At 64.7% G+C, this 24,221-nt stretch carries 18 protein-coding genes; 7 read left to right on the forward strand and 11 right to left on the reverse strand.

Translation table 11 applies throughout. The annotated features are described in order from the left end of the window. Positions 1 to 295: 295 nt before the first annotated feature. The 3 genes from WC585_RS16160 to WC585_RS16170 form a co-directional block, all read right to left on the reverse strand. Positions 296 to 1,807: a M81 family metallopeptidase gene (locus WC585_RS16160; RefSeq protein ID WP_373258921.1), complete on the reverse strand. Its 1,512-nt coding sequence runs from the start codon at positions 1,805 to 1,807 to the stop codon at positions 296 to 298. 85 nt (positions 1,808 to 1,892) lie between these two features. Continuing rightward, the gene (locus WC585_RS16165; protein ID WP_373258923.1) at positions 1,893 to 3,533 is read right to left on the reverse strand and encodes a serine hydrolase domain-containing protein; all 1,641 of its coding nucleotides are present in this window, start codon (positions 3,531 to 3,533) and stop codon (positions 1,893 to 1,895) included. 17 nt (positions 3,534 to 3,550) lie between these two features. Beyond that, the gene (locus WC585_RS16170) at positions 3,551 to 5,758 is read right to left on the reverse strand and encodes a TonB-dependent receptor (protein ID WP_373258926.1); all 2,208 of its coding nucleotides are present in this window, start codon (positions 5,756 to 5,758) and stop codon (positions 3,551 to 3,553) included. Between the two features lie 164 nt (positions 5,759 to 5,922). Here WC585_RS16170 and WC585_RS16175 point away from each other — a divergent pair, with 164 nt between their 5' ends. From WC585_RS16175 to WC585_RS16195, 5 genes are read left to right on the forward strand one after another with little or no spacing between them, the layout of a single operon-like run. Continuing rightward, a complete protein-coding gene (locus WC585_RS16175; protein WP_373258928.1) occupies positions 5,923 to 7,074 on the forward strand; it encodes an NAD(P)/FAD-dependent oxidoreductase in 1,152 nt (383 codons plus the stop codon). Then, positions 7,071 to 7,457, forward strand: coding sequence for a RidA family protein (locus tag WC585_RS16180; RefSeq protein WP_373258929.1), 387 nt, complete (start codon positions 7,071 to 7,073; stop codon positions 7,455 to 7,457). Before WC585_RS16175 ends, WC585_RS16180 begins: the two co-directional genes overlap by 4 nt. Positions 7,458 to 7,484: 27 nt before the next feature. Continuing rightward, a complete protein-coding gene (locus WC585_RS16185) occupies positions 7,485 to 8,144 on the forward strand; it encodes a helix-turn-helix domain-containing protein (RefSeq protein ID WP_373258930.1) in 660 nt (219 codons plus the stop codon). 17 nt (positions 8,145 to 8,161) lie between these two features. Next, entirely contained in the window at positions 8,162 to 8,368 is a 207-nt protein-coding gene (locus tag WC585_RS16190; RefSeq protein ID WP_373258932.1) for a hypothetical protein, read from the forward strand. Continuing rightward, positions 8,365 to 9,585, forward strand: a complete 1,221-nt coding sequence (locus tag WC585_RS16195; RefSeq protein ID WP_373258933.1) for an aromatic amino acid transaminase — start codon at positions 8,365 to 8,367, stop codon at positions 9,583 to 9,585. Before WC585_RS16190 ends, WC585_RS16195 begins: the two co-directional genes overlap by 4 nt. Positions 9,586 to 9,625: 40 nt before the next feature. Here WC585_RS16195 and WC585_RS16200 read toward each other — a convergent pair whose 3' ends face one another. The 3 genes from WC585_RS16200 to WC585_RS16210 form a co-directional block, all read right to left on the reverse strand. Then, a complete protein-coding gene (locus WC585_RS16200; protein ID WP_373258935.1) occupies positions 9,626 to 10,141 on the reverse strand; it encodes a 2'-5' RNA ligase family protein in 516 nt (171 codons plus the stop codon). A 97-nt stretch (positions 10,142 to 10,238) separates the two neighbouring features. Continuing rightward, the gene (locus WC585_RS16205) at positions 10,239 to 11,366 is read right to left on the reverse strand and encodes a zinc-binding dehydrogenase (protein ID WP_373258936.1); all 1,128 of its coding nucleotides are present in this window, start codon (positions 11,364 to 11,366) and stop codon (positions 10,239 to 10,241) included. Between the two features lie 139 nt (positions 11,367 to 11,505). After that, the gene (locus WC585_RS16210; RefSeq protein ID WP_373258937.1) at positions 11,506 to 12,357 is read right to left on the reverse strand and encodes a PhzF family phenazine biosynthesis protein; all 852 of its coding nucleotides are present in this window, start codon (positions 12,355 to 12,357) and stop codon (positions 11,506 to 11,508) included. A 164-nt stretch (positions 12,358 to 12,521) separates the two neighbouring features. Here WC585_RS16210 and WC585_RS16215 point away from each other — a divergent pair, with 164 nt between their 5' ends. Continuing rightward, the gene (locus WC585_RS16215) at positions 12,522 to 13,838 is read left to right on the forward strand and encodes an Hsp70 family protein (RefSeq protein WP_373258938.1); all 1,317 of its coding nucleotides are present in this window, start codon (positions 12,522 to 12,524) and stop codon (positions 13,836 to 13,838) included. Between the two features lie 148 nt (positions 13,839 to 13,986). On the opposite strand, the gene WC585_RS16220 is transcribed toward WC585_RS16215, so the two are convergent. The 3 genes from WC585_RS16220 to WC585_RS16230 form a co-directional block, all read right to left on the reverse strand. Beyond that, a complete protein-coding gene (locus tag WC585_RS16220) occupies positions 13,987 to 16,824 on the reverse strand; it encodes a M16 family metallopeptidase (RefSeq protein WP_373258940.1) in 2,838 nt (945 codons plus the stop codon). Positions 16,825 to 16,934: 110 nt separating this feature from the next. Further along, positions 16,935 to 18,812 carry a ferrous iron transporter B gene (locus WC585_RS16225; protein WP_373258942.1) on the reverse strand — a complete coding sequence of 626 codons (1,878 nt, stop codon included), beginning with the start codon at positions 18,810 to 18,812 and terminating at the stop codon, positions 16,935 to 16,937. Continuing rightward, the gene (locus WC585_RS16230) at positions 18,812 to 19,087 is read right to left on the reverse strand and encodes a ferrous iron transport protein A (protein WP_373258945.1); all 276 of its coding nucleotides are present in this window, start codon (positions 19,085 to 19,087) and stop codon (positions 18,812 to 18,814) included. The genes WC585_RS16225 and WC585_RS16230 overlap by 1 nt, the downstream gene beginning before the upstream one ends. Positions 19,088 to 19,240: 153 nt before the next feature. Here WC585_RS16230 and WC585_RS16235 point away from each other — a divergent pair, with 153 nt between their 5' ends. Then, positions 19,241 to 19,765 (forward strand): cytochrome c family protein, encoded by a 525-nt coding sequence (locus WC585_RS16235; protein WP_373258947.1) that lies wholly within the window; start codon positions 19,241 to 19,243, stop codon positions 19,763 to 19,765. Here WC585_RS16235 and WC585_RS16240 read toward each other — a convergent pair. Both WC585_RS16240 and WC585_RS16245 read right to left on the reverse strand, forming a co-directional pair. Beyond that, the gene (locus WC585_RS16240; RefSeq protein ID WP_373259010.1) at positions 19,734 to 22,961 is read right to left on the reverse strand and encodes an efflux RND transporter permease subunit; all 3,228 of its coding nucleotides are present in this window, start codon (positions 22,959 to 22,961) and stop codon (positions 19,734 to 19,736) included. The two genes, WC585_RS16235 and WC585_RS16240, sit on opposite strands and share 32 nt — an antisense overlap. Beyond that, entirely contained in the window at positions 22,961 to 24,103 is a 1,143-nt protein-coding gene (locus WC585_RS16245) for an efflux RND transporter periplasmic adaptor subunit (RefSeq protein ID WP_373258949.1), read from the reverse strand. The genes WC585_RS16240 and WC585_RS16245 overlap by 1 nt, the downstream gene beginning before the upstream one ends. Positions 24,104 to 24,221: the final 118 nt, after the last annotated feature.

Consider the following 24,221-nt stretch of genomic DNA (forward strand, 5'->3'; position numbering starts at 1 on the left):
ACCGCCGCCTGCGTTTCTCTTTCCAGATCAACGATTTCAAAGACCAAGACCGGAAAAACCGGCCCCACTGTTTAGCGCCGGTGAGCGGCGGAGGCGGCGATGTAGTCGCCCCGGTATTCCATGTCAAACACTTATTTATATTAGTGTTTGCAGACGCGGCTCTCGGCCGCCCCCTTCGGAAGAAGCGGGGATGTAGTGACCCGCTCCAAACGTGTCAACCGCCGGATACCGCCAAACGCGAAATGTCCACAGGGATCCTGTCGATCACGGGCGATTGTGTAGCACCCTCTGCAGATTACCCTCTCTTGATGCCGGGATCGGCTCGACCGCGCGTCTCGGCGCTTCGGACTGGCAGGACGAGCTTCGTGTATGGAAGAGCGGACAAGTCCATGTTCAGTGAGCCGGGTGCGTTGCAGTACAGAACCGCCCCGGCAACCGGCGCAAACGCAGCCTTGAAGTGCTGGGTCGATTTGACCACGACCAGTCGCTTGCGGGACAGGTCGATACCCAGAGCCGTAAAGCACTCCGGGGAAAAGACCTGCTGGCGGATGGAGTTGAGCACCACCTCGATCCCTCCGACTCGGACGGCGACGGCAAGGCCCAGCGGCTCGCTCAGCGTTCCGGTCAGCCCTTTCTGGCGCGCGTCGTGACGGACCGCCAGGACTTCCACTTCGGCGTCGATCGGGGCCCCGGACATGGGGCCGACCTTGCCGCCGATGCGAAGGGGCAGGCGTGCGCCGACGCCGGCGTCTGCGGCAATCAATGCAGCCTGAGGGTCCCAGATCATTCCGAGGGCTGCATCGCCGATGCCGCGTTCGATTAGGGCCCTGAGGACGAAGGTGCTGTCGCAGGCAGCACCCCCGCCTGGGTTGTCTGCGCCGTCCGCTATGACCACCGGACCGGTGGACGGATGCAACTGCTCCGCCTCGTCCAGCACCTGGTCGATACCGCGCGTACGGCCCGCCGACATCGCCGCGCTGATCTCGACGAACCTGCCCAGCACATCCTCTGCGGCAGCCACGGCCAGATCAGCACGGGAGCCGTCATGGACCACCAGTGACGCAGTGCCTGTGTCCGCACTGTCCGACCACGGGAAGCCATGCATCATGGAGACGGACAGGATGCCGTCACTACCCTCGCGCTGTGTCAGGCTCTGGACAAACGTACGCATCGGATCTTCCGTCGTGCCGATCGGACCGACGACCGGCCCCCGACGAAAGACGGAACGCGGCGCGATCTCGCCGCGCGCCGTCCGCTCCAGAAGATCATAGAGTTCATCCACCCGCGCCCTGTAATCCGTGTGCGGATACTCCTTGCATCCGATCACGACGGTCGCGCTGTCGATCATCTGTGCCGTCAGATTGCCATGCAGGTCGAGCACGGCCCCGATGGGAATGCCTGGACCGACCAGGGCGCGGGCCCGGGCAAGGATATCTCCCTCGCAGTCGTCATGGTCGTCGGACATCATGGCGCCGTGCAGAACCAGGATGACGAGGTCTACCGCGCCCGCCGCGGACAGGTCAGCCAGCAGTTCGTCGCGTAGCCGTTCATACACTGGGCCCGGCAGCGGGCCGGACGGCTGTGTCCAGGCACACAGACCGGCAATGATCTCGTGTCCACGCGCCCTTCCCGCCTCTATGGCGTCGCCATAGGCGGGAAAGGCCATGGCCTGGGCCAGGGTCGCTGGATCCCCTGCCCTGTGCAACAGATCGGCTTCGAAGGCCCTGAGGCTGGTCGGCAGCGGGGAAAAGCTGTTGGTCTCATGGGACAGGGACCCCACGAACACCCGGAGTGGATGACGGATCATGCGCCGCGCCGGAAGCAAAAGCTGACCCGCGACGACAGGTCAGCCCCCTCTGGCACACGACGACAAAACAATTCCGGCCTGTGTGTCATGCGTCGGCCGGTCTCTGCGCCAGCTTGCCAGCCGTCTGTGCCAGCGGCCCACGCTCGAAGCGAAGACGCCGGGTGCGGCCAGCACTGAAGGCGAAGCCCGCGCCGTCGGGATCAAACTCCAGAAACCCGCCCAGGCCGAAATGCGCCATATCGAGGGACACCACCCGCCAAAGCGGCCCGCCCACATGATCCAGCCGATAGCGGACGCTGTGCCAGCGGCCTTCGAAGGTGAGCAGCGCAGCGTCTTCCGCGACCTCCAGCAAGGCCGTCGTGCCGGTGGCGGCGGAAGAGTATACGCCGTCACGGTCGGTGATGTCGGGCTTGAGGCCCGGCTCCAGGCGCGTCAGCACCTCCCCCTGCCCCCACTGTCGATAGGTCAACTGGTCCGGCTGACTTTCGCCGGCCGGAGCCTCGACCACGGCATCGAAAATCCGGTAGCTGGAGTGCAGTCGGCCTTCAGCGTCGCGCCGGGCTGGGATGGTGGCACCGCCCATGCCGATGAGTTGGCGACCTTCGTGTTCCAGAAGATGCAGGGTCGAGCCTGTCGCCTCAGCATAGTAGAGGCCGCTGACATTGACCCCCGGCAGGTCATCCAGCGGCGGTCCGAGATCAGGAACGCAGGAGTCTATGATCCGGTCCGCCAGGCTCATTGCGTCCACGCCGGCCCGGTTGGCGATGACGATGATGTCCAGGCCGGCTTCCACGGCCTTGATCATCTGGCAGCCGCCCCCCATCACCGTGCCGCCGTGCTCGATGGTGGTCTGGCCGCGGTAGCCGCCAACGGACAGGCCCAGGGCATATCGCGTCGAATAGCCGTTCTCGAGGACATAAGGGGTCTTCATGGCCGCCCAGGTTTCGGGCGTTCCGACCACAGGATGGTCCATGTGGGCCATCCAGCGCAGCATGTCGTCGACGGTGGAAACCATGCCGCCCTCGCCGCTGACCTCCATCCCCAGATAGTCCCGGGTGAAGCTGCCATCCCTTCCCAGCATGTGCAGGGTCGCGCTGTTGGGTACGAAGTCGCTGTCGACCCGACGCAGCAGGGTGTCGTGCATGCCGACAGGCTGGAAGATCCGCTCGCGCAGCACATCCTCGAGCCGCTGTCCCGTCAGCCGCTCGATCGCGACGCTCAGCGCCGTGTATCCTCCGTTGTTATACGACCAGGATGTCCCCGGCGCGAAGTTCACGGTGTCCTGGGCTGCAAACAGATCCAGCGTGTCCGGATGCGACATGAAATGCCCCAGCCCGTTAAGCTGCATGGAGAGGTCCAGCGAACAGCGCAGGCCGCTGGTATGGCTCATCAGCTGGCGCATGGTCACACCGTCGGCGACGGCGGGCGACATCTCCGGAATGTGTCTACGCACGGGATCGTCGAGTGACGCCAGACCGTCCTCGACCAGCAGCATATAGGCCAGGGCTGCGAAATGTTTGGTCGTCGAACCGATCCGCATGCGAATGCCGGGCGACAGCGTCTGGCCCAACTCGATGTTCGCCAGCCCGAAAGCCCTGCGATAGATGGGCCGCCCACCGATCGCGATCCCGACCGCGACCCCAGGCGCATGGCAGGAATCATACGCGGCGAAGAGCGCGTCTATCCTGGCGGCATCGACCGATGGGGTGGCAGCAGTGTCAGGCATCAGGACATTCCAGGGGACTAGAAGCGCTTGGTGACGGTCAGGCCGACGGTCCGGGGCCGCAGGGGTGTAATCTGGATCGGCCCGCCTGCGACGGAGAAGCTGGTCTGGGCGGACAGCTCGCCAAAGGTGTCGAAGAGATTGCGCACATAGAGCTGCGCCCTGAAACCGCTGAAGTCGATACCGGCGCGCAGATCGACGGTCGTATAGTCCGGCAGGGTATGCTGAGGGGTACCGGCGCTCATGTCGAAGCTGGATACGCGGTCATCCACATAGCGCACGGTACCTCCCAGGTCGGCATCGTAGCCACCCAGGGTGAACCCATAATCCGCCGAGACAGCAAGCGTAAGGTCGGGGCTGTCCGGCAGGCTGTCCCCCTTGAGACCGCCAAGATCCGGCGAATCGGCGTCGAGCTGGGCGTCCAGCAGGCTGACAGCGGCGACCAGCGACAGGGCGGCGGTGGGTCTCGTGGTGATGGTGAGCTCCGCCCCCTTGATGGCTGCGGAACTGGCATTGGCCACGACGCCCACACCATTGCGCAGCGCCACGATCTGCAGATCCTGCCAGTCGATATAGTAGACGCCGGCGTCAATGCTGAAGCGGCCGTCGGCGGTGCTGGCCTTGTAGCCCGCCTCGTAGCTGTCCAGGCTGTCGGCTGCGAACGTCGGAGGGGCGAGCGGATCTCCCGTCACCGGGTCGTTGAGCACCATATTGGGCCCGCCGGGACGATAGCCGGTGGCATAGCGCAGATAAGCAATGGACCGGTCCGTCAGACGATAGCGCGCATTGGCCAGATAGGTCGTGACGGTCTCGTCGGAACTGCGCTTCGGGGCGGGCCCACCCAGCAAGCCCGAGGCGTTCTGTTCATAGGTCTGGTCATTGGTCGCGTACCGCAGCCCCCCGGACAGGTCGAGACGGTCGGTCACATGCCATGTCACCGTTCCGAACGCGGCCACTTCCTCATAGAGACTTGGAAGCTCCGCCGTGAGCAGGTTCAGCGGAAAGGGAGCCCCGGTGGGATCCGTCGCGGGCAGGGTCTGCAGCTGGAAACTGTCTTCGCGGGTGTAGAAGCCTCCGACGATCCAGTCGAACGCACCGACGCTGCCCGCCAGTCTGGCTTCCTGAGTGAATTTCTCGGTTTCAACGGCCTTGACCAGAAGCGTTGACCCGAGCGACAGGCCGAACCCGCCCAGCAAAGGCACATAGAGGGCCGAGACATCGGTGACGTAATCGGCATCGCTGGTTTGGTAGCTGGTGACCGAGGTGAGTTGCATGGGTCCGAAATCGTAATCGACCACGGCGCTGGCCAGCCGGAACGACTGGTCGAAAGGTTCGGCAAAGCGCCGCTGGTCGTACTCGCCATCGACAGGTTCGTTTGTCGCACCGACGAAGTCGACCGAGCCAGAGCCATCGCGCCTGATTTCCTGAGCAAAACCCGTCAGGCGGATCGACAGGGCATCCGTAGGATTGAACACGACATCGGCACGTCCGCCGTAGACATCCGACTGGTTGACGTCCTCCTCGCCGGTCTGTCGGTTGTCCACAAAGCCGCCGTCGCGGGTATAGAAGCCGTTCAGCCTTAGGGCTGCCATATCGCCAGCAAACGGCGTGTTCACGGCACCGGCGAGGTCATAGCCAATGCCGCCATGCGCCGTTGTCGAGACCCCTCCCCGCAGCCCGCCGCTGAAACGGCTCGGATCAGGCCGTTGGGTGACGTATTTCAGCAGTCCGCCCATCGTGCTGGCACCGTAGAGGGTACCTTGCGGACCGCGCAGGACCTCCACCCGGTCCAGGTCGAACAGTCCGACATCCAGCGCCAGTTGGGCGGCACCGGCGAAAGAGGTGCTGGAACCGTAGGGCACTTCGTCGACATAAATGCCCACCGTGGACCCGACGTTCAGGCCGGTCGTCACGCCCCGCAGGTTGATTTGGCCCTGCCCTACGCCATTGGTGGTGAAGGACAGGCCAGGCACGGTGGCTGCGAAATCCGCCAACTGGGTTGCGCCGGTCGCTTGCAGGGCCTCTCCCGTCAGGACCGACAGGGACAGGGGGGTTTCGCTGGCCCGCTCCTCCCGTTTCTGCGCCGTGACGATGATGTCTCCCAGAACCGAGACGTCGTCTGGCGGTGGCGCGCTCTGGGCAAGTGCCGGCGCGGCGCACAGCGCCGTCGAGGCCATGAGGGTCGCAAGCCCGATACGCGTGCGATGGATACGACAGGCATTCGTCATGGTGGATCCCCTCGAATATGTCAGACCACAATCAGTCACGTCATTTTTCTGTCAAGAGAAAAAGTCTCTTGCTATAGACGATATTGCTGGTTCAGGATTTGCGAACCTGGACGCGCTCTCCGGCTCTGCCGAAAGCCTGTCTTCTTCTGGGGTACCGGAGCGCAATGGAATACGACTTCATCGTTGTGGGCGCGGGTATGGCCGGTGCTTCGGTCGCCTACGAGCTAGCCGACACCGCGCGAGTCTGCCTGATCGAACGCGAGCCCTTGCCGGGCCATCATGCCACTGGCCGCTCGGCCGCCCTGTTCGCTCCCAGTTATGGAGGGCGTGCCGTCCGTGCCCTGACAAGGGCCAGCCGGAACTTCTTCTCGGCGCCCCCCGGAGGGTTTGCACAAGGCCGCCTGCTCACACCGCGCGGTGCCCTGTACATCGCGCGTACCGATCAACTGGATCTTCTTGAGGCGATGATAGGCGACATTCGCCGCTCTGGCGGCACGATCGGCATGGTCGATGTCACCAGCACCCTGCAGTCCATTCCTCTCCTCAAGCCGGACTATGTGGCCGCAGCGGCACTCGATCAGGATGCCCAGGACATAGACGTCGATGCCCTGCACCAGGGCTTTCTTCGTGGTGCCCGGGCGCGCGGTGCCAGCCTGCTGACCGATGTCGGCGACCCCACGATCCAGCGGACGGGCGGCATGTGGATGGTCGACCTGGGCGCACAGGCCATTACCGCCCCGGTACTGGTCAATGCCGCCGGAGCGTGGGGAGACCTGGTCGGGACCAGTGTGGGTGCGCAGGCCCTGGGCCTTCAGCCGCTGCGTCGCACCGCTGTCCTCGTCGATCCTCCGACCGGAACCGACATCGCCGCCTGGCCCGCCGTGATCGATGTCGAGGAACAGTTTTACTTCAAGCCGGATGCGGGCAAACTCCTGATATCACCGGCTGACGAGACGCTCGTCGAGGCCTGCGATGTCCAGCCCGAAGAGCTCGACATCGCCATAGGCGTGGACCGGGTGCAGTCGGCGCTCGCGCTCGAGGTTGAGCGCGTCAATCACAGCTGGGCAGGCCTGCGCACCTTTGCGCCGGATCGTGAACCCGTCATTGGCTTCGATCCCGAGATCAGCGGCCTGTTCTGGTCGGTTGGCCAAGGCGGCTACGGCATCCAGACCGCCCCGGCGTGGGCGCGCCTGGCCGCCGCCCTGGCGTGCGGGGGCGAGGTTCCAGCCGATATCGCCGCCGAAGGTGTCAGCGCCGCTGATCTGTCCCCCCGCCGCTTTCGCGACACGGCCAAAATGAGAAAGGTCGCTCTGTGAAAATCCACGGCAAACCCCTGATCGGCCCGGGCGGGGCGACGATCCCCCTTTCACCCGCACTCGAGACCGGCGGGCTCGTTTTCGTGTCGGGGCAACTGGCACTGGTCGGTGGCCGGGTCGAGGGAGACATCACGACCCAGACCGAAGTCACCTTCGACGCGATCCAGTCTATTCTGGAAGAGGCCGGCCTGGGGCTCGACCATGTGATCAAGACGACGATCTGGCTGACGGATCCTGCAGACTTCGCCGCCTTCAACGCTGTCTATGCGCAACGCCTTCCGGCCCCGTTCCCCGCCCGCTCGTGCGTGATTTCTCAGCTCGTGCTACCGGATGCTCGCGTGGAGATCGAGGTCGTGGCCAGTCGGGAGCCTCGGCGCGCATGACCCGGCCCGGGGCCGGAAGGGCAGGACATGATGGCGAACGACAGCGGTACCCTGGGCAGCCTCATCAGGATCGTCCGGCAACGCAACGGCTGGACCCTGCGCGAGATGAGTGCGGTCGTCGGCATACCCCTGTCGACCCTGGCCAAGGTCGAGACAGACAAGCTGTCGCTGACCTACGACAAGCTGCAACAGTTTACCGCCAGGCTGGGCCTGACCATGACCGAGTTCCTGGCCCAGGGCGAGCCTGCGGGCGAGACGGCGTCAGCTTCACAGGTCATGGGCCGGCGAAGCCTGACCACGACGGGCAACTCCGTCCACATCGCGACGCCGAACTACGACTACGAATATCTCTGCGCCGATCTTCGCCAGAAGCGGATGGTCCCCATCATGACCCGCGTCCGTACCGGGGACATCGGCACCTTCGGCGACGCGGTGCGGCACAAGGGCGAGGAGTTCGTCTTCGTTCTGGAGGGCGCGATCGAGGTCCATCTGGAGTTTTACACCCCCGTCGTCCTTCAGGCCGGACAGGGCATCTATCTCGATAGCTCCATGAGCCACGCCTACGTCTGCAAGGACTGCGACAGCGCCCTGATCCTGGGGGTTTGCTCCAGCGAGGATCCCGATCTCGCAGGCGAACTGATCAGCCTTGCAGAGGAGGAAGCCAGGCAGGCGACCGAGACCTCATAACCCGCAAAGGGGGCATCTTGACCAGCGCCATCCATCCTGACGTCCCCGTGCCAGACCCCATCGAAGCCACCGCCCCATTCTCGGCCGGGTTCGCCGCGGCCGTCACGGTGGGACTTGCCGCCCAGCTGATCTGGCGCAGTCAGAGCGGGTTCCGCCGCACGGGGACCGAGGTCCAGTCGGTCAGCCCCTCGTTCGTCGCTCACGTTGGCGAGGTCCAGACATGACCGATGCGGCTTCGCAGTCCGTATTTGGCGGGCTGTCACCCCATGAACCGGACGGACTGCTGGCTCTGATTGGAGCCTGCCGGGCCGACGCCCGGCCGCACAAGCTGGATCTCGGCGTCGGGGTCTATCGTGACCAGCACGGGCGAACCCCCGTCTTCGGTGCCGTCAAGGCGGCGGAGAGGCACCTTTTAGAGATGCAGGACACCAAGTCCTACCTCGGTCCCCAGGGAGATGTCGGGTTTCTGGACGCCCTGAAGCCGATCATCTTCGGCTCTCGGGGAACGGCGGGAGTGTTCGGTGCCCAGACCCCGGGAGGCACAGGTGCCCTGCGCCTTGCTGCGGATCTTCTGGCCTCGGGCCGGCCGGGTGCGCGGGTGTTCATCGGCGATCCGACCTGGCCGAACCATCCGCAGATCTTCCAGGCCGCCGGGCTCCGCCTGGAGCGATACGGCTGTTTCGACGCCACGACACAGACCGCAGATTTCGATGCGACGATGGCGGCGCTCGAGACCGCCCGCCCCGGCGATGCGGTTCTGCTGCAGGCTTGCTGCCACAATCCCACCGGGGCCGACCCTAGCCTTGATCAGTGGGCCACTTTGGCCAGGCTGATCGAGAGACGAGGACTAATCCCCCTTATCGACCTGGCCTACCAGGGTCTGGGCAGGGGGCTCGAACCGGATACCGCCGGCATGCGTCGCGTCCTCGAGGCGGCCCCGGAAGCCTTGGTGGCCTACTCCTGCGACAAGAATTTTGGACTTTACCGGGAGCGCACAGGTGCCCTGTTTGTCCTCGCGCGGGATCCCCTTCATCTGGCGAACGCGGCCTCCAACATCCTTGCCCTGGCAGGAGCGAGCTGGGCCATGCCCCCGGATCACGGGGCTGCTGTCGTCCGCGTCATTCTCCAGGATGCAGCCTTGAGCGCCCAATGGGAGGCCGAGCTTGAGACGATGCGCCAGCGTCTGGCTGGCATGCGGAAGGCCCTGGCGAGCCAAGCGACCAACCTCGCCGCGCTCGACGGTCATCACGGCATGTTCGTTTCGCTACCTCTGACTCCGGGTCAGGTGGCACGCCTGCGCGAGACCCATGCGATCTACTGCGCGCCCTCCGGACGCATCAACCTTGCAGGCCTCACACCAGAGACCCTGTCCAATTTCACCCATGCCTATGAGGCTGTTCGACAGGCGAGCTCTGTCGGCACAAACGTTCATGACCGGTGACCACAGCCCGCTCTTCTGAGCCTCAAAGCTACTTCAGGGTTCAGGGCGCTTCGAACTCAAATCGCTCAACCAGCGCCCAAGGTCCTCCCAGATAACGCCAGAGCATCAGGCCTTCAGCGAAGATCTGAAACGGCTCGAACTCGAGCTGCAGCGTCTCGAGCAGCAGGCGAGCCTCGTCGGGTTCTACCTTGTTCTGGACGGTGATGTGCGGTCGGTACGGTGAGCTGTCCTGGCGCGTCAGCCACGGTGAAAAGGATTCGGCCAGCTCTTTGCGCAACCCTTCCAGGTCGGACGATGCAAGCTTGTAGGCCACCCCGCGACCGAGGGACCATGGGCCTCGAACGTCCAGCGGAAAGGCAGATCGCCTTTGGCAGGCCGCCTTGAGAGTCCGGGCTACCTCACGCTCATGTTCGCCGGGTAGAGCGTGAAAGAGGGTCAGGTGGGCGGGCACCTTGTTGCGAAGACGCGGGAAGTGCGACTGGCGCAAGTCCTCAAACCAGGCGAACGCCCCGTCATCCAGGGCCGCAGTAACGATGAGTGGCGGCAGGTCAGACATTCAACATCGGTTCTGCGAGTTGGGGGAGCGGCGGGCGCAGCAAAGATCGGGTGACGACCTACCGGTGCCTCGGCAACTGGCAGGTCTCGCCCGAGCCTCAGTTGAGGGTTGGATCAATGAGAAACTTCTCTCCGGTCGCCTTGCGCTCGTAGGCCTTCACCACCGCCGGATCGAGCGCTTCGGCCAGTCCGATCGTGCGCGTGTAGTGCGTGGCAAACGTGGAGGTCAGCTCGTCGAACACCCGCTTTCTGAGTCGGGCGACGGTCTCTGGACCGGCTTTCTGCAGGAAGGGCGTCAGAAGCCAGCCCGCTACGCTCCATTGGAAGCCGAACTGCAGACGGTCCAGGGTCGTGGGAGAAAGATCGAGAGCTCCATAAATATAAAGCTGCTTGAAGGTGGCGGACCCGTAGGGGCTGTAATCAGTCATCCTCTGGGCGGCCGACTTTTCCATGGCCCGCATGATGTCACTTCCCAGCGATCCGCCTCCGATGGCGTCGAACGCCACCGTCGCGCCGGTCTCGGTGATCGCCTCGATCAATTTGTGGCGGAAGTCGTCATCGCGGCTGTTCAGCACGTGGGTCGCGCCAATATCCCGCATTAGCGCAACCTGTTCCTCAGACCGCACCACATTGACCAGCCCCATACCGTCGCTCGTGCAGATCCGCTGCAGCATCCGACCGAGGCTGGATGCCGCTGCGGTGTGAACGATTGCCGAATGACCCTCTGCGCGTGCGGTCTCTACGAACCCCAGCGCCGTCATCGGGTTGACGGTCAGTGCCGCGCCCTGTGCGGGTGTGACCCCGTCTGGCAGCGCCAGAGCGTCGCGTGTTCTGATCTTTCGCAGGTCAGCGTACATGCCGCCGCCGATCAATCCCACCCGGCGACCGATCCAGTCCTGACCGTCAGAGCCTGCTGCCACAACGGTCCCCGCGCCCTCATTGCCCACAGCCAACGATTTTCCGATGCGGACCGCGAGCCCCGCTCGACGCGGCTCTGGAATATCGAACACCAGTTCCGGGCCGTCGGACTTATCCGCGACGCGCATTGAGCTGACATCGGCCGGTCCGAGCAACAACCCCAGATCGCTGGGATTGATCGGAGCAGCCTCCACCCTGACTACAATTTCGTCCGGCCCGAGATCGCCAATGACCAGCGGCTCCAGCGAAAGCTTCAGAGTGCCGTCTTCCTGAACTGTCGATCGCAGGGCGCGTCCTGTCAGTGCCATCTGGTCTGTTCCTCTTTGTCGCCGGGATGATGATCGCGCTGATAATAGCGTGATGACGGCCGCGTGTCAGAGGCGTTCAACAACTGACGCGCCGGATCAGGCCTCTGCCGATCCTCACATCCTCGGCCTTCGCCTTGGTTCAGCGTGACGTCGTGCCACTTGATGGACCTACCTCGAGAAGGGGGCTGCGCCAGCGACTTTCAATCACCGTCACGGCTCTGCCGCGAATAAGAACTCTGGAGCCCGCAACTTCAGTTTCAATCCTGCCTCCCCGTTCCGGGTAGGCTTGGTAAAACGACAGCCGGGTCCGGCCCAATCGCTCGGCAAACAGAGGCGCCAGAATGCAGTGCGCGGAACCGGTAGCGGGATCCTCATCAATGCCGCATCCCGGCGCGAAGAAGCGGTCGATCACATCAACACCCGGCGTGTCAGACAAGGCACAGACGACCACCTGCCCCGCCTCTTCCGCATGGGCCGTCAGCCTGGAGACGGAATCAATATCCGGGGCCAGTCGCCTGACTGCAACTTCACTATCCAGGATCGCGACGAGATACCGCCCGGCCCAGATCTCGACCGGCTCGACCCCCAGCGCCTCGGCCAGACCTGGGTGAGTCTGCAGGCGTCGCGGCGGATTGGCCGGGAAATCCATCTCGTAGCCGCCCTCGTGACGCCGAACCGTCAGCGCGCCGGACCGGGTAGAAAACGTCACCTGTGCTGCATCCAAGGCCAGCTCGTGCAGCAGAACACTGGCTGCTGCCAGGGTCGCGTGCCCGCAAAGATCCACCTCCATCGAAGGTGTGAACCAGCGGAGATCATAGTGCGATGGCTTGCCGGTCAGGCGCAGAAAGGCGGTCTCGGACTGATTGTTCTCGCGCGCAACGGCCTGGAGCGCGGCATCAGCCGGCCACGCCGCGAGAGGCTCGACGACGCAAGCCGGGTTGCCCAGGAAAACCTGATCGGCGAAGGCGTCGATGGTCCATTGTCGGGTCATGCCGAAGCTCTAGAGAGCGCGGCCGATAGCGTCGAGCACCCGCAGCGTGCCGTCAGCGATTTTCGTCACAGCTATCTTCAAGGTCGGCATATACATCGGCAACCCATGCAGCTTTCTGGGCGCGATTGCGCTAGCTACGCCGCCCACCGACCGAAGAGAGCAGCATGACCCGTCAGACCCCGCAGACGGTAGGGATCGACTTTGGCACGACCAATACCGTGGTCGCCGTCACAGGCGCCGACGGCCACGCGCTCGTTCTCCGGTTTGATGCGCCGACCGGTGAACTGACCGCATTCCGCTCCACCTTGAGCTTTCAGGTCGAACCGGCCGTAGGCGCTGAACCGCCTCGGCGGCTGGTGGAAGCTGGTCCCTGGGCCATTGATGCCTATGTCGAAGAAGCGCTGGAAACCCGGTTTATCCAGTCATTCAAGACCTTCGCCGCGAGCGCTGCGTTTACCGAGACCGTCATCGACAATCGGCGCTACGCATTCGAGGACCTGCTTGCGGCCTTTCTGCTGAGGCTGCGCCTTCATGGCGGAGAGGCCATGGCGGACCTGCCCGCGCGCGTGATCGTCGGTCGACCGGTCACTTTCGCGGGTGGCGCACCCGATGAACAACTGGCGCTGAAACGCTACGAAGCCGCGTTCGCGCGTCTTGGCTTTACGGACATTCGGTATGCCTATGAACCGGTAGGGGCCGCCTTCTTCTTTGCCCGAACGCTCAAGACCGACGCCAATGTGCTGGTCGCAGACTTCGGCGGCGGAACCAGCGACTTCTCGATCATCCGCTTCGAACAGTCCGACCAGGGTCTGCGTTCGAAAGCGCTCGCCCAGTCGGGAGTCGGCGTTGCCGGCGACGCGTTCGACTATCGCATCATCGACCATCTGGTTTCCCCTGAACTCGGCAAGGGCGGGCAGTACCACACGTTCGGAAAGACGCTGCCGATCCCCCAACGCTACTATGCTGCATTCGCACGGTGGGATCAGCTGGCGCTGCTACGCGCCTCAAAGGACATGCGCGATATCCGCGCCCTGGCACGCACCGCGACCGAGCCTGAAAAGCTCGATCGCCTGATCGAGATCCTCGACGACAACCACGGCTACGCGCTTTACCAGTCGGTCTCTGCGCTCAAGATGGCGCTTTCACATGACGACGAGGCGACCTTCCGGTTCAAGGCAGGCTCGGTTCTGATTGAGACCCCCGTGAAGCGGTCGCAGTTCGAACACTGGATTGCGCCCGAACTGGCTGCGATCGAAGTCGCGGTGGATGAAGCGATCGAGAAATCTGGATTGGCTACTGAGCAGATCGACAGGGTCTTTCTGACAGGCGGCACTTCGTTCGTACCTGCGGTCAGAAACATCTTTTACAAACGGTTCGGCACGGATCGGATCGAGACCGGCGGTGAGTTTGAGTCTATTGCTAGCGGCTTGGCTTTGATAGGCCGCGAGAGCGATCTGGACGTCTGGAGCCAGTCAGGTTGACGAGATCGCCAGGGCTGCACGCGATACCGCAGACGATCAGCCGCCGCCGCTAGACCCTGCGCCGTGCCGTCCTGAAAGCCTACCGCCGCCGGCGGTCGATACGGCGACCCTAAGCCTTCAAGCCGGGCCGCCGTGTCGTCGTGGCCCGCTACTGGATCGGCTGGTCCTCGATGGGCAGCCCCAGAGCCTCCAGTTGCGGACGCACGACCGAGGCGTCACCCACGACCACCCAGACGAACTGATCCGGCTTGATGATCTGGCGGGCCTCAGCATCCAGCTGAGCGGCTGTCAGAGCACGAGTACGGCTGGCCAGCGTGGCCTGGTAGTCGTCTGGACGACCGAACAGGGCATTGGACCGCAAGGCCCCCATGATCTGGGCCGAGGTTTCGAAACCACCCGCCAGCGAGCGGGTATTGCCGTTGATCGTCCGCTCCAGCTCCTGTGGCGTGACGCCGTCGGTTTTCAGGAAGCGGTCGTACTGGGCAATCAGAGCGGCGATCGATTCGCCGGTGCGGTTGGCCTGCACCGGCGCATTGATGATGTAGGGTACGCGCTGCTGGAACGGGTTGACACCACCGCGCACCCCGTAGGACCAGCCTTTCGTTTCACGCAGGTCGGCGTTGATGCGCGAGAGGAAGTCTCCGCCCAGCGTCACATTGGCGGCATTGAGCGCCAGCAGATCATCTGTGCCGGATGCAGGCAGCACAGCACCGCCATAGATCAGCGATTGCGGCGACTGCGGACGGTCGATGAGGACGATGCGACTGGTTGTAGCGGGAACGGTGGTGGAAAAGTCTTTGGTGCCTTTGGCCACAGAAGGGGCGCGCCAGTCGCCGAAGGCCGCTTCCAGCTGCGGCGTGACATCCGACAGGGGCAGGTCCGAAACGACGAAGATGGTCGCATTGTCCGGCCGGACCCAGGCCTTGTGCTCGGCGACCAGATCGGCGCGGGTCAGAGCCGTCAGGGTCGCCTCATCACCCGATCCAGTGAACGATCGGCCATAGGGACTGTCCGCGCCATAGATCAGCGGCGGCAGGGCTCGGGCGGCGATGGCCCCGGGGTTGGTGCGTTCGCTGGCAAGGCCCGACAACCGCGAGGCACGAATACGCTCGACTTCTGACGGGGCGAAGGCCGGGTTACGCACGACATCCGACAGAAGGGTCAGCGACGGGGCCAGGTTGGCAGTCACGACCGACAGATCGGCAGAGGTCCGGTCCATGGACGCACCGACATTGATCGAGGCTCCCAGACGTTCTTCTTCCTGAGCCAGTTGGTTGGCATCGCGTGTTGTCGTGCCTTCATCCAGCAGGTCCAGCATCATGGCCTGGGCCCCCAGACGGTCGGCACGGTCGGCGGAATAGCCGGCGTCGAAATCGATGCCCACGCGCGTTACCGGCACAGTGTCTACCTGGGCGTAAACCACCTTCAGGCCATTCGACAGGGTTGTCCGTTCCACGGCCGGGAACTCCAGATCCGGCACCTGGCCGATCGACGGCATCGGATCGCGGGCCACACGCTGGATTTCAGCGGCCGGTACCGGATCGGCACCCGACGGCGCGGCAGCAGCCTCCACATAGGCCTCGCGCTCTCCGGGGGCGATGGTCATGTCGAAGACGGGGCGGGTCAGCCAGCGCTGCATTGCAGCCGTCACCTCGGCCGGCGTCACCGAGGCGTATTCGGCCAGCTCCTTCTTGTAGTCGTCCGGATCCCCGGCATACAGCTGACCTTCGGCCAGAACATTGGCCTTGCCGTTGACCTGCTCCAGGCTCTGGATCCGGCCCGAGACATAGCGAGTGGCGACGCGAGCGACCTCTTCGTCGGTCGGACCATTGGCGATAAAATCGGCGATTATGGCATCCAGGCGGCGTCCGACCTCGGCGGCGTCCTGGCCCGGCTTCACGTCAACCGAGATGTCGAAGATGCCGACACGCTGGAAATCCGACAGAGACGACGACGCCGACACGGCCATCTGCTCGCCGCGCACCAGTTGGTTGTCCAGGCGAGAGGAGGCCAGCCCGCCCAGCACCGAGGCCGCTACCGACAGCGGCACGGCATCATCACTCAGCATGCCAGGCACGGCCCAGCTGCGGGTCAGACGCGTGTTGGCCACCCGGTCCTGCATGGTCGCCACGATCGGTGCGGCCAGGGTTGGGACATCGGCCTGGGCCGGCGTGTTTACGGGGCCCCGCGCGATCGTGCCGAAATAACGCTCCATCAGAGGACGCGCGGTCGCCTCGTCGATATCGCCCGACAGAACGACGACGGCATTGTTCGGTCCGTACTTGTCGCGGAACCAGTTGCGCACAGTCTCCAGGCTGGCGGCGTCCAGATCGGCCATTGAGCCGATGGTGGAGTGGCGGTAGGGGTGCCCCTCGGGGAACAGGGCTTCCAGTTGGGCATATTCGAACAGGCCGTAGGGCTGGTTGTCGCCTTGACGCTTCTCGTTCTGGACGACGCCGCGTTGCAGATCGAGCACCTCCTGTCCCACCTCGCCTAGCAGGTAGCCCATGCGGTCGCTTTCCAGGAACAGGGCCTGCTCCAGCGCGGGCGTCGGGACCGTCTGGAAATAGTTGGTGCGGTCAAACCAGGTGGTGCCATTCAGATTTGATGGGCCCAGATTGCGCATACGGCCCAGATAGCTGCCAGGCGCATTCTCGGATCCGCCGAACATCAGGTGTTCGAACAGGTGAGCGAAGCCGGTCGAACCGGCGGGCTCATCCTTCGAGCCGACATTATACCAGACCGACACTGCGACGACCGGCGCCTTGCGATCCTCGTGCACGATCACGGTCAGGCCGTTGTCCAACTGAAACCGCGACCAGGGGATGTTGACCTCGGAGACCAGTTCGGCGACGGGCGCGGCGCGGAGCTCTGCTGCCTGCGCGGCTGCGACGTTCTCCGACGGCACGGCCGGGGCCTGGGCAAGAGCAACAGCCGGGGAAATGACGGCGAGAATGGCAGCAAGTGAGACGGCGCGAAGTCGCATAGAGACAGTCCTTCAGATCAGCGGTTGGCAGACCTTAGCGAGCCAAACGAAGGACGCAATCGCTTAGAATTTCCTGGCCGGACGATCACCAACAACCGTCCGTCAGACCGCTATCCTCCGCCCAGGGCCACAGCCACCCGGTAGGTCACGAAGGCCGCCAGATAGGCCAGGCCGAACATGTAGACGATCATGATCGCCATCCATTTCCAGGAGTTGGTCTCGCGCTTGACCACGGCCAGGGTCGGTGCGCACTGCGGTGCGAAGACGTACCAGGCCAGGAAGGCCAAGCCCGTCGCCAGCGACCATTGAGCGGCCAACAGGCCCGCCAGGCCACTGCCCACCGCTTCCGCATCGGCCACGGCATAGACAGTACCAAGGGCCGCCACCGCCACCTCGCGCGCGGCCATGCCGGGGACAAGGGCGATGACCATCTGCCAGTTGAAGCCGATAGGGGCGAAGATGGGCTCCAGCGTCTTTCCGATCATGCCGGCGAAACTGTATTCGATGGCTTGGCCGGTCGCGCCTTCGGGCGGATGGGGGAAGGTCGAGGCCACCCAGACCAGCACCATAAGCGGCAGGATGATCTTGCCCGCCCGCGTCAGGAAGATCCTGGCCCGGAGCCACAGGTTGATGAGCACCGACTTGGTGCCCGGCAGCTTGTAGGCCGGCAGCTCCATCATGAACGGCTCGACCTGCCCGCGCCACAAGATGCGACGGATGACGAAGGAGACGGTCAGGGCGCTGACGATGCCCGCCGCATACAGGCCAAACATCACCAGGCCCTGCAGATTGGCGAAACCCCAGACGGTCTCGTTCGGAATGAAGGCCGCGATGATCAGGGTGTAGACCGGTATCCGCGCCGAACAGGTCATCAGCGGCGCGACCATGATGGTCGTCAGGCGGTCGCGTTTGCTGTCGATCACTCGTGTCGCCATCACACCCGGAATGGCGCAGGCGAAGCTGGACAATAGAGGAATGAAGGCGCGACCGTGCAGACCCGCCCCGCCCATGATCCGATCCATCAGGAAGGCCGCGCGGGCCATGTAGCCGAAATCTTCCAGCAGGATGATGAAGGCAAACAGGATCACGATCTGGGGCAGGAAGATGATCACGCTGCCGACGCCGGCGATCAGGCCATCGACGATTAGGCTCTGCAACAGACCGTCCGGAACCACGGTCGCAACCAGTCCACCCAGGCCGATGAAGCCGGCATCGATCAGATCCATGAGAGGCGTGGCCCAGCTGAACACCGCCTGGAACATGACGAATAGCAGGGCCAGCAGGATGACCAATCCGCCGACGGGATGCAGAAGCACGCCGTCGATCCTGCCCGTCAGGGTGTCGGGGCGTTCGGGTGGGCGGACGCAGGCCCGCATGATGCGTTCGGCGTTACGGTGAGCAGCGCGCAGTTCGGCGGCGTCGGGGGCGTGCCATTCGCCCTCGGTCGCGGTTGCTACGTCCGAGGATGTCGCGAGCGTCTCGACCTGAGCGATAAGGTCGTCGATGCCACGCCGCCGCGTCGCCACCGTGGTCACGACCGGCACGCCCAGCTCCCTCGACAGGCCATCCAGGTCGATGCGCAAGCCCTGACGCTGAGCGATGTCGTACATGTTGACGGCCAGGACCATCGGGCGCCCCACCGCCTTCAGCTCCAGGATCAGGCGCAGGACCAACCGCAGATTGGTCGCATCGGCCACGGCCACGATCACATCAGGTGCCGCTTCACCCACCAGTCGGCCCAATACGGCGTCGCGCGTGACCTCCTCGTCAGGGCTACGAGCGCGCAGCGAATAGGTGCCGGGCAGGTCCAGTATGGACAGGGTCCGGCCACTGGTGGCTCGGATCAGGCCTTCCTTGCGCTCGACGGTCACGCCCGCATAGTTGGCCACCTTCTGGTGCGCGCCCGTCAGGGCGTTGAACAGGGCGGTCTTGCCGCTGTTGGGATTACCGACCAGCGCGATCCGCGCCGTACGCAGGGCCATGTCCATCAGGTCGTCGCCGCGTTGTCGAGTTGAATGGTGATGCTGGCGGCCTCGTGCCGGCGCAGGGCCACGCGCATGTCGTCTACCTTCAGGGCGATCGGATCACCCCCGAACAGTCCCTCGTGCAGCAGTTCGATAGCGGCCCCCTCGACGAAGCCCAGTTCCAGCAGGCGCCGTTCCAGCTCCAGCGCGTGATCTTGATGGTGGCAATGGTCGCCGACCTTGAGGATAGAGCCGCGGTCACCGGGACGAGCCTGGCTGAGCTTGGTGGGTTCGGACATAGATACTCTGATCGACGCTGACGCGGATCCGCGCCTTCAGTTGACAGTGATTATCAGGCGCGATGGGTTCACGTCCACCCCGTCGCGGCGTCGCAGGCCGCTTGCCCGCTCGCGCGGTTGCGGTATCACCAACCCATAGCTCCGGAGCCCTGCATGACCCGCGCCCTCATTGTCCTGACGATCACCGGACTGGCCCTGGCGGCCTGTAATCAGGAGGCGAGCCAGGAGCCCGCGCGTCCCGCGCGCCCTGCCCTGACGGCGGAGCAGAAGACGGCCCTGCTGGCCACCCTGCCCGCGCCCTACGACGCCGCCGACCTGGCCAATGGTCAGCGCGTTTTCGCCCGTTGCCGCTCGTGTCACACCATCACCGAGGGCGGGCCGAACATGACGGGGCCAAATCTGTATGGGGTCTTCGGTCGGGCAGCGGGCGCGGCCGAGGGCTACAACTATTCGACCGCAGTGAAACAGGCGGGCTTCGTCTGGGACGCGGATCACCTGAACAACTGGCTGGAGAATCCGCGCACCTTCCTGAAGGGCACGAAGATGAGCTTTGCCGGCATCCCGGACGCCACCGACCGCCGCGACGTCATCGCCTTTCTGAAGGTGGAGACGGGCTATGCGCCCGCCCCCGCCCCAACAACTGCAACTACTCCGCCGGAGCCGGCGGCGCGCCCCTGATCTCTTCCGCCTCCCAGGCCTCGATCTTGCGGGCGGTGTACTCTGGCGATTTGGTGAAACGAGCCAGCACGCCATAGATCACCGGCACGACGAAGAGCGTCAGCAGGGTGGCGAACATGGCACCGGCGAAAATCACAACGCCGATGGTCTGGCGACTACCCGCGCCCGCGCCCTGCCACAGCACCAGAGGCAGGGCCCCGAAGGCGGTGGCAATCGAGGTCATGATGATGGGCCGCAGACGCAGGGTGGACGATTCGATGATCGCCTCCGAAATCGACCGTCCTTGGTCGCGCAGCTGGTTGGCAAACTCCACAATCAGGATGCCGTTCTTGGCGGCCACGCCGATCAGGATGATCAGCCCGATCTGGGAATAGATGTTCAGGCTGGAGCCCGCCATCACCAGACCGAACAGACCGCCTGCCGCCGCGAGGGGCACGGTCAGCATGATCACTGCAGGGGTAATCCAGCTTTCAAACTGTGCCGCCAGCACCAGGAAGACCAGTAACAGGGCCAGGCCGAACGCAGCAGCGACGGCTCCGCCCGCTTCCTGCTGATCCCGCGCCGCGCCACCCCACTGGGTTGCCACTACGCCCTGGGGTTGTTCACGCGACACCTGCTCAAGGAACTCGGTCGCATCGGCGATGGTGGTACCGGGATTGAGGTCGGCCGAGAGGGTGATGGCACGCTGGCGATCCAGGCGACGACGATCAGGCGTGTCGCCACTGGTCTGGGTTGTCACCACGGCCGACAGGGGCACAAGCTGGCCGCTGCCTGTCGCGACATAGAGCGCTTCCAGATCCTCGACCGTGCGCCGGTCATCCCGCTCGGTCTGGAGGATCACATCGTATTCCTGACCGCCGCGTAGGTAAGTCGTGGCACGGCGCGACCCGAACATGGTCTCCAGCGTCCGACCGATCGACTGGGCCGACACACCGAGCGCCGCCGCCTTCTCCGGATCGACATCGACCAGCAGACGGGGCGAATTAGGTTCATAGTTCAAGCGCGGGCGCGAGAAGCCCGGGTTCTCCAGCGACGCCGCCAGTACGGGCTGCAGCCAGTTGAAGATGTCCCGATACTCGGCCCCGGTGACCACCATTTCCACCGAGTTGGAGTTGCCCCCGCCGCGCTGGAAGGCTCCTGGAACGCTCGCGTTGACCTGAGCATCCGTCTGGCTGCGCAGCTTGCCGTTCAATTCCTGCGCGATCTCGTCGGCAGAGCGATCGCGTTCGGCCCAGTCATTCAGCGTCAGCACGGCATTGCCGGAGTTGAAGCTCCCGCCCCCGAAGCCTGGAGCCGAGATCAGATAGCTCTCCGCCTCGCCGTTGGCGCGGTATTCAGCGAGGATAGGCTCCAGCCCCAGCATGATACGGCGCGTATAGTCGAAGCCCGCGCCTTCTGGACCCGACACACGCACGGTCACGCGTCCCCGGTCCTCGCCGGGCACCAGCTCGTTAGGCAGGGTCAGGAACATGGCGGCGGCCCCGGCCCCGACCAGCAGGATCAGGCCCGCGACCCCGACCACGGCGATCCGCTTGCCCAGCAGGGCCTGCAGCGAGTTGCCATAGGAGTTCTTCAGCTTGTCCATACCCCAGTCGACCCGGCGGGCCAGCCAGCCACCTGTCGTAACGGGCCGCAGGATCTTGGATGCCAGCATGGGCGACAAGGTCAGGGCGAGGAAGGCCGAGAAGGCCACCGCCGCCGCAATGGCAGCGGCCAGTTCCACGAACAGCCGTCCGACATAACCCGGCAGGAACAGCAATGGCGCGAACACGGCCAGCAGCACGATCGTCGTGGCCACGACCGCGAAGAACACCTGACGCGCCCCCCGTTCGGCGGCGACCAGAGGCGGCTCGCCGTGGTCCAGACGGCGCTGGATGTTCTCGGTCACCACAATGGCATCATCGACCACCAGACCGATGGCCAGAACCAGCGCCAGCAGGGTCAGCAGATTCAGCGAAAAGCCCAGCGGAGCCAGGACGATAAAGGTCGCCAGCAGACAGATCGGGGCCACCACCGAGGGGATCAGCGCCGCCCTGAGCGAACCCAGGAAGATGAAGTTGACCAGGGCCACCAGCGCCATCGAGATGCCGATGGTGATCCAGACCTCGTCGATGGCGTGCGAGGTGAAGACCGAATTGTCCGAGCCGACGACCAGTTCGGTGCCCTCAGGCAGGCTGGCACGCACGCTGTCCAGCAGGTCGGTCACGCCGTCGGAAATGGCCAGGTCGTTGGACTGGGCCTGCCGGGTGATGGCCAGGCCGATCTGATCCAGCCCGTTGCCACGGAACAGGCGGCGATCTTCCTCGGGCGCTTCCTCGACCCGGGCGATGTCGCCCAGACGGGTGACATAGGCCCCGGGGCCCTGGATGGCGGTCGTCGCACCACTGGGCAGGGCCGTCGAGGCTGCCGCACCGTTGGCTGTGCCTGTCGTTGGCGCACTGGCCGTTGCCGACCCGCGCGTGCCGATCGGCAACTGGCGGAAGTCCTCGGCCAGGGCATAGGTCCGGGCCACGCGGACCGTGTAGTTCTTCTCGCCCGATTCCAACGCCCCGGCCGGCAGTTCGACATTCTGGGCACTGAGGGATGTCTCTACGTCCGTGACCGTCAGGCCGCGAGCGGCCAGGGCTGCGGCGTCCAGCCAGATGCGCATGGAGTAGCGCTGCTCGCCGTAAATCTGGACCTGGGCCACGCCAGGCACGGTCGCCAGCTGGTCGATCAGATAGCGGTCGGCATAGTCCGTGAGCTCCAGCCGGTTCATCGACGTAGAACGCAGGAACAGGATCATGATCGGCTGGCTGTCGGAGTCGGCCTTGGCCACCTCCGGCGGGTCGGCCTGATCCGGAAGGTTGCCGACGACCCGGGATACCCGGTCACGCACGTCATTGGCCGCGTCGTCGATGTTGCGGTCCAGAGCGAATTCAATCGAGACGCTGGAGCGGCCGTCGCGGCTGGTCGAGTTGATGCGCTCGACGCCCTGGATGCCCGCGATCTGCTGCTCGATCGGCTCGGTGATCCGACTCTCGATGACCTCGGCCGAGGCCCCGGCATAGCTGGTGTTGACCGAAACGATGGGCGGATCGACGTCCGGCAGTTCGCGCACCGGCAGGAAGAAGAAGGCCGCTGCCCCGATCACGCACAGCACGATAGCCGCCACCGCCGCGAAGACGGGGCGGCGGACGGCCATGTCGGACAACATCATCGGGCGGCTCCCTGCGGTGAAACCGCCGCACCCTGACGCGCGCTGCCGGCATTTCCACTACCGGCCACGGTAATCGGCGCGTTCGGCTGGATACGGTTCAGACCCGAGGCCACAATGCGGTCGCCCGCATTCAGGCCGGACAGGATTTCGACGAAGCCACCCTCGACGGCCCCCGCCTCGACCTCAACCCGCTGGGCGGTGGAGCCGTTCTCGCCGCGCGCGATGCGATAGACGAAGGCCCCTTCGCCTTCATACTGGACCGCAGCCTCAGGCGCGCCGATCGAGGAGCGCTGCCCCTGCTGAACCGCGACCCGCACGGCCATGCCGGGACGGATGCGACCGCCGGGGTTTGGGATTTCGGCGCGGGCGGTGACCGATCGGGTCTGCTCATTCACGCGTGTGTCGATCAGGGCGATCCGCCCCGTAAATGTCTCATCGCCATAGGCATCGATGTTGGCTGTGATCGCTGCACCGGGCCGCAGTGTGGATAGATACCGTTCAGGTATCGGGAAATCGACGCGGACAATATCGATGTCGTCAAGCGTCGCGATGATGCCGCCCGGATTGACCAACGTACCGGCCGTGACGGTGCTGAGCCCCAGCACACCGGCAAAGGGCGCGCGGATTGTCCGATCACCCTGACGTGCCTGCGCTGCCGTCAATGCCGCCTGGGCCGTCGTGAGTTCCGTCTGGTACTGCTCGACCATCATGGGCGAGGCAAAACCTCGATCGCTAAGGGTCTTGTATCGATTGTACATCGACCGGGCCTGATCGACCCGCGCGCGGGCTTCGCCGACACCAGCGTCTTCCTCGCGAGCCTGCAGCTGGACCAGCGGTGCGCCTGCGGCAACGCGCTGGCCGTCAGTAAACAGAACGCGCGTGATCAGTTCGCTGGTTGAGGAGGTGATGTTCACCGATCGGCGGCCACGCGCCACGCCCAGAACCCTGATCTGATCGCTGAACTCGCGCTGCGCCACCGTCGCCGCTGACACGGCCTGACCCCGCCCCCCAGGACCACCGGGGCCGCCCCGACCGCCCGCCTTTTCGTCGCCCGCAAAGGCCATGCGCAGGACGACGGCCAGTACCATCAGGACAAGCAGCACGCCGGCGGCAATGAGGAAGAAGTGGCGTTTGATCACGCGTCAGGCTCTCCGGCGGTCAGTGGGCATGCCGACTTAGCGGCTTTCGCCGTCGACGCAACTAAAGTGGTTGTAACGCAGACTGTTCCGGTTTCCGTCGCGGCAATGCTGCGTAAAT

The organism is Brevundimonas sp. (genome assembly GCF_041648055.1).
Taxonomy (GTDB): domain Bacteria; phylum Pseudomonadota; class Alphaproteobacteria; order Caulobacterales; family Caulobacteraceae; genus Brevundimonas.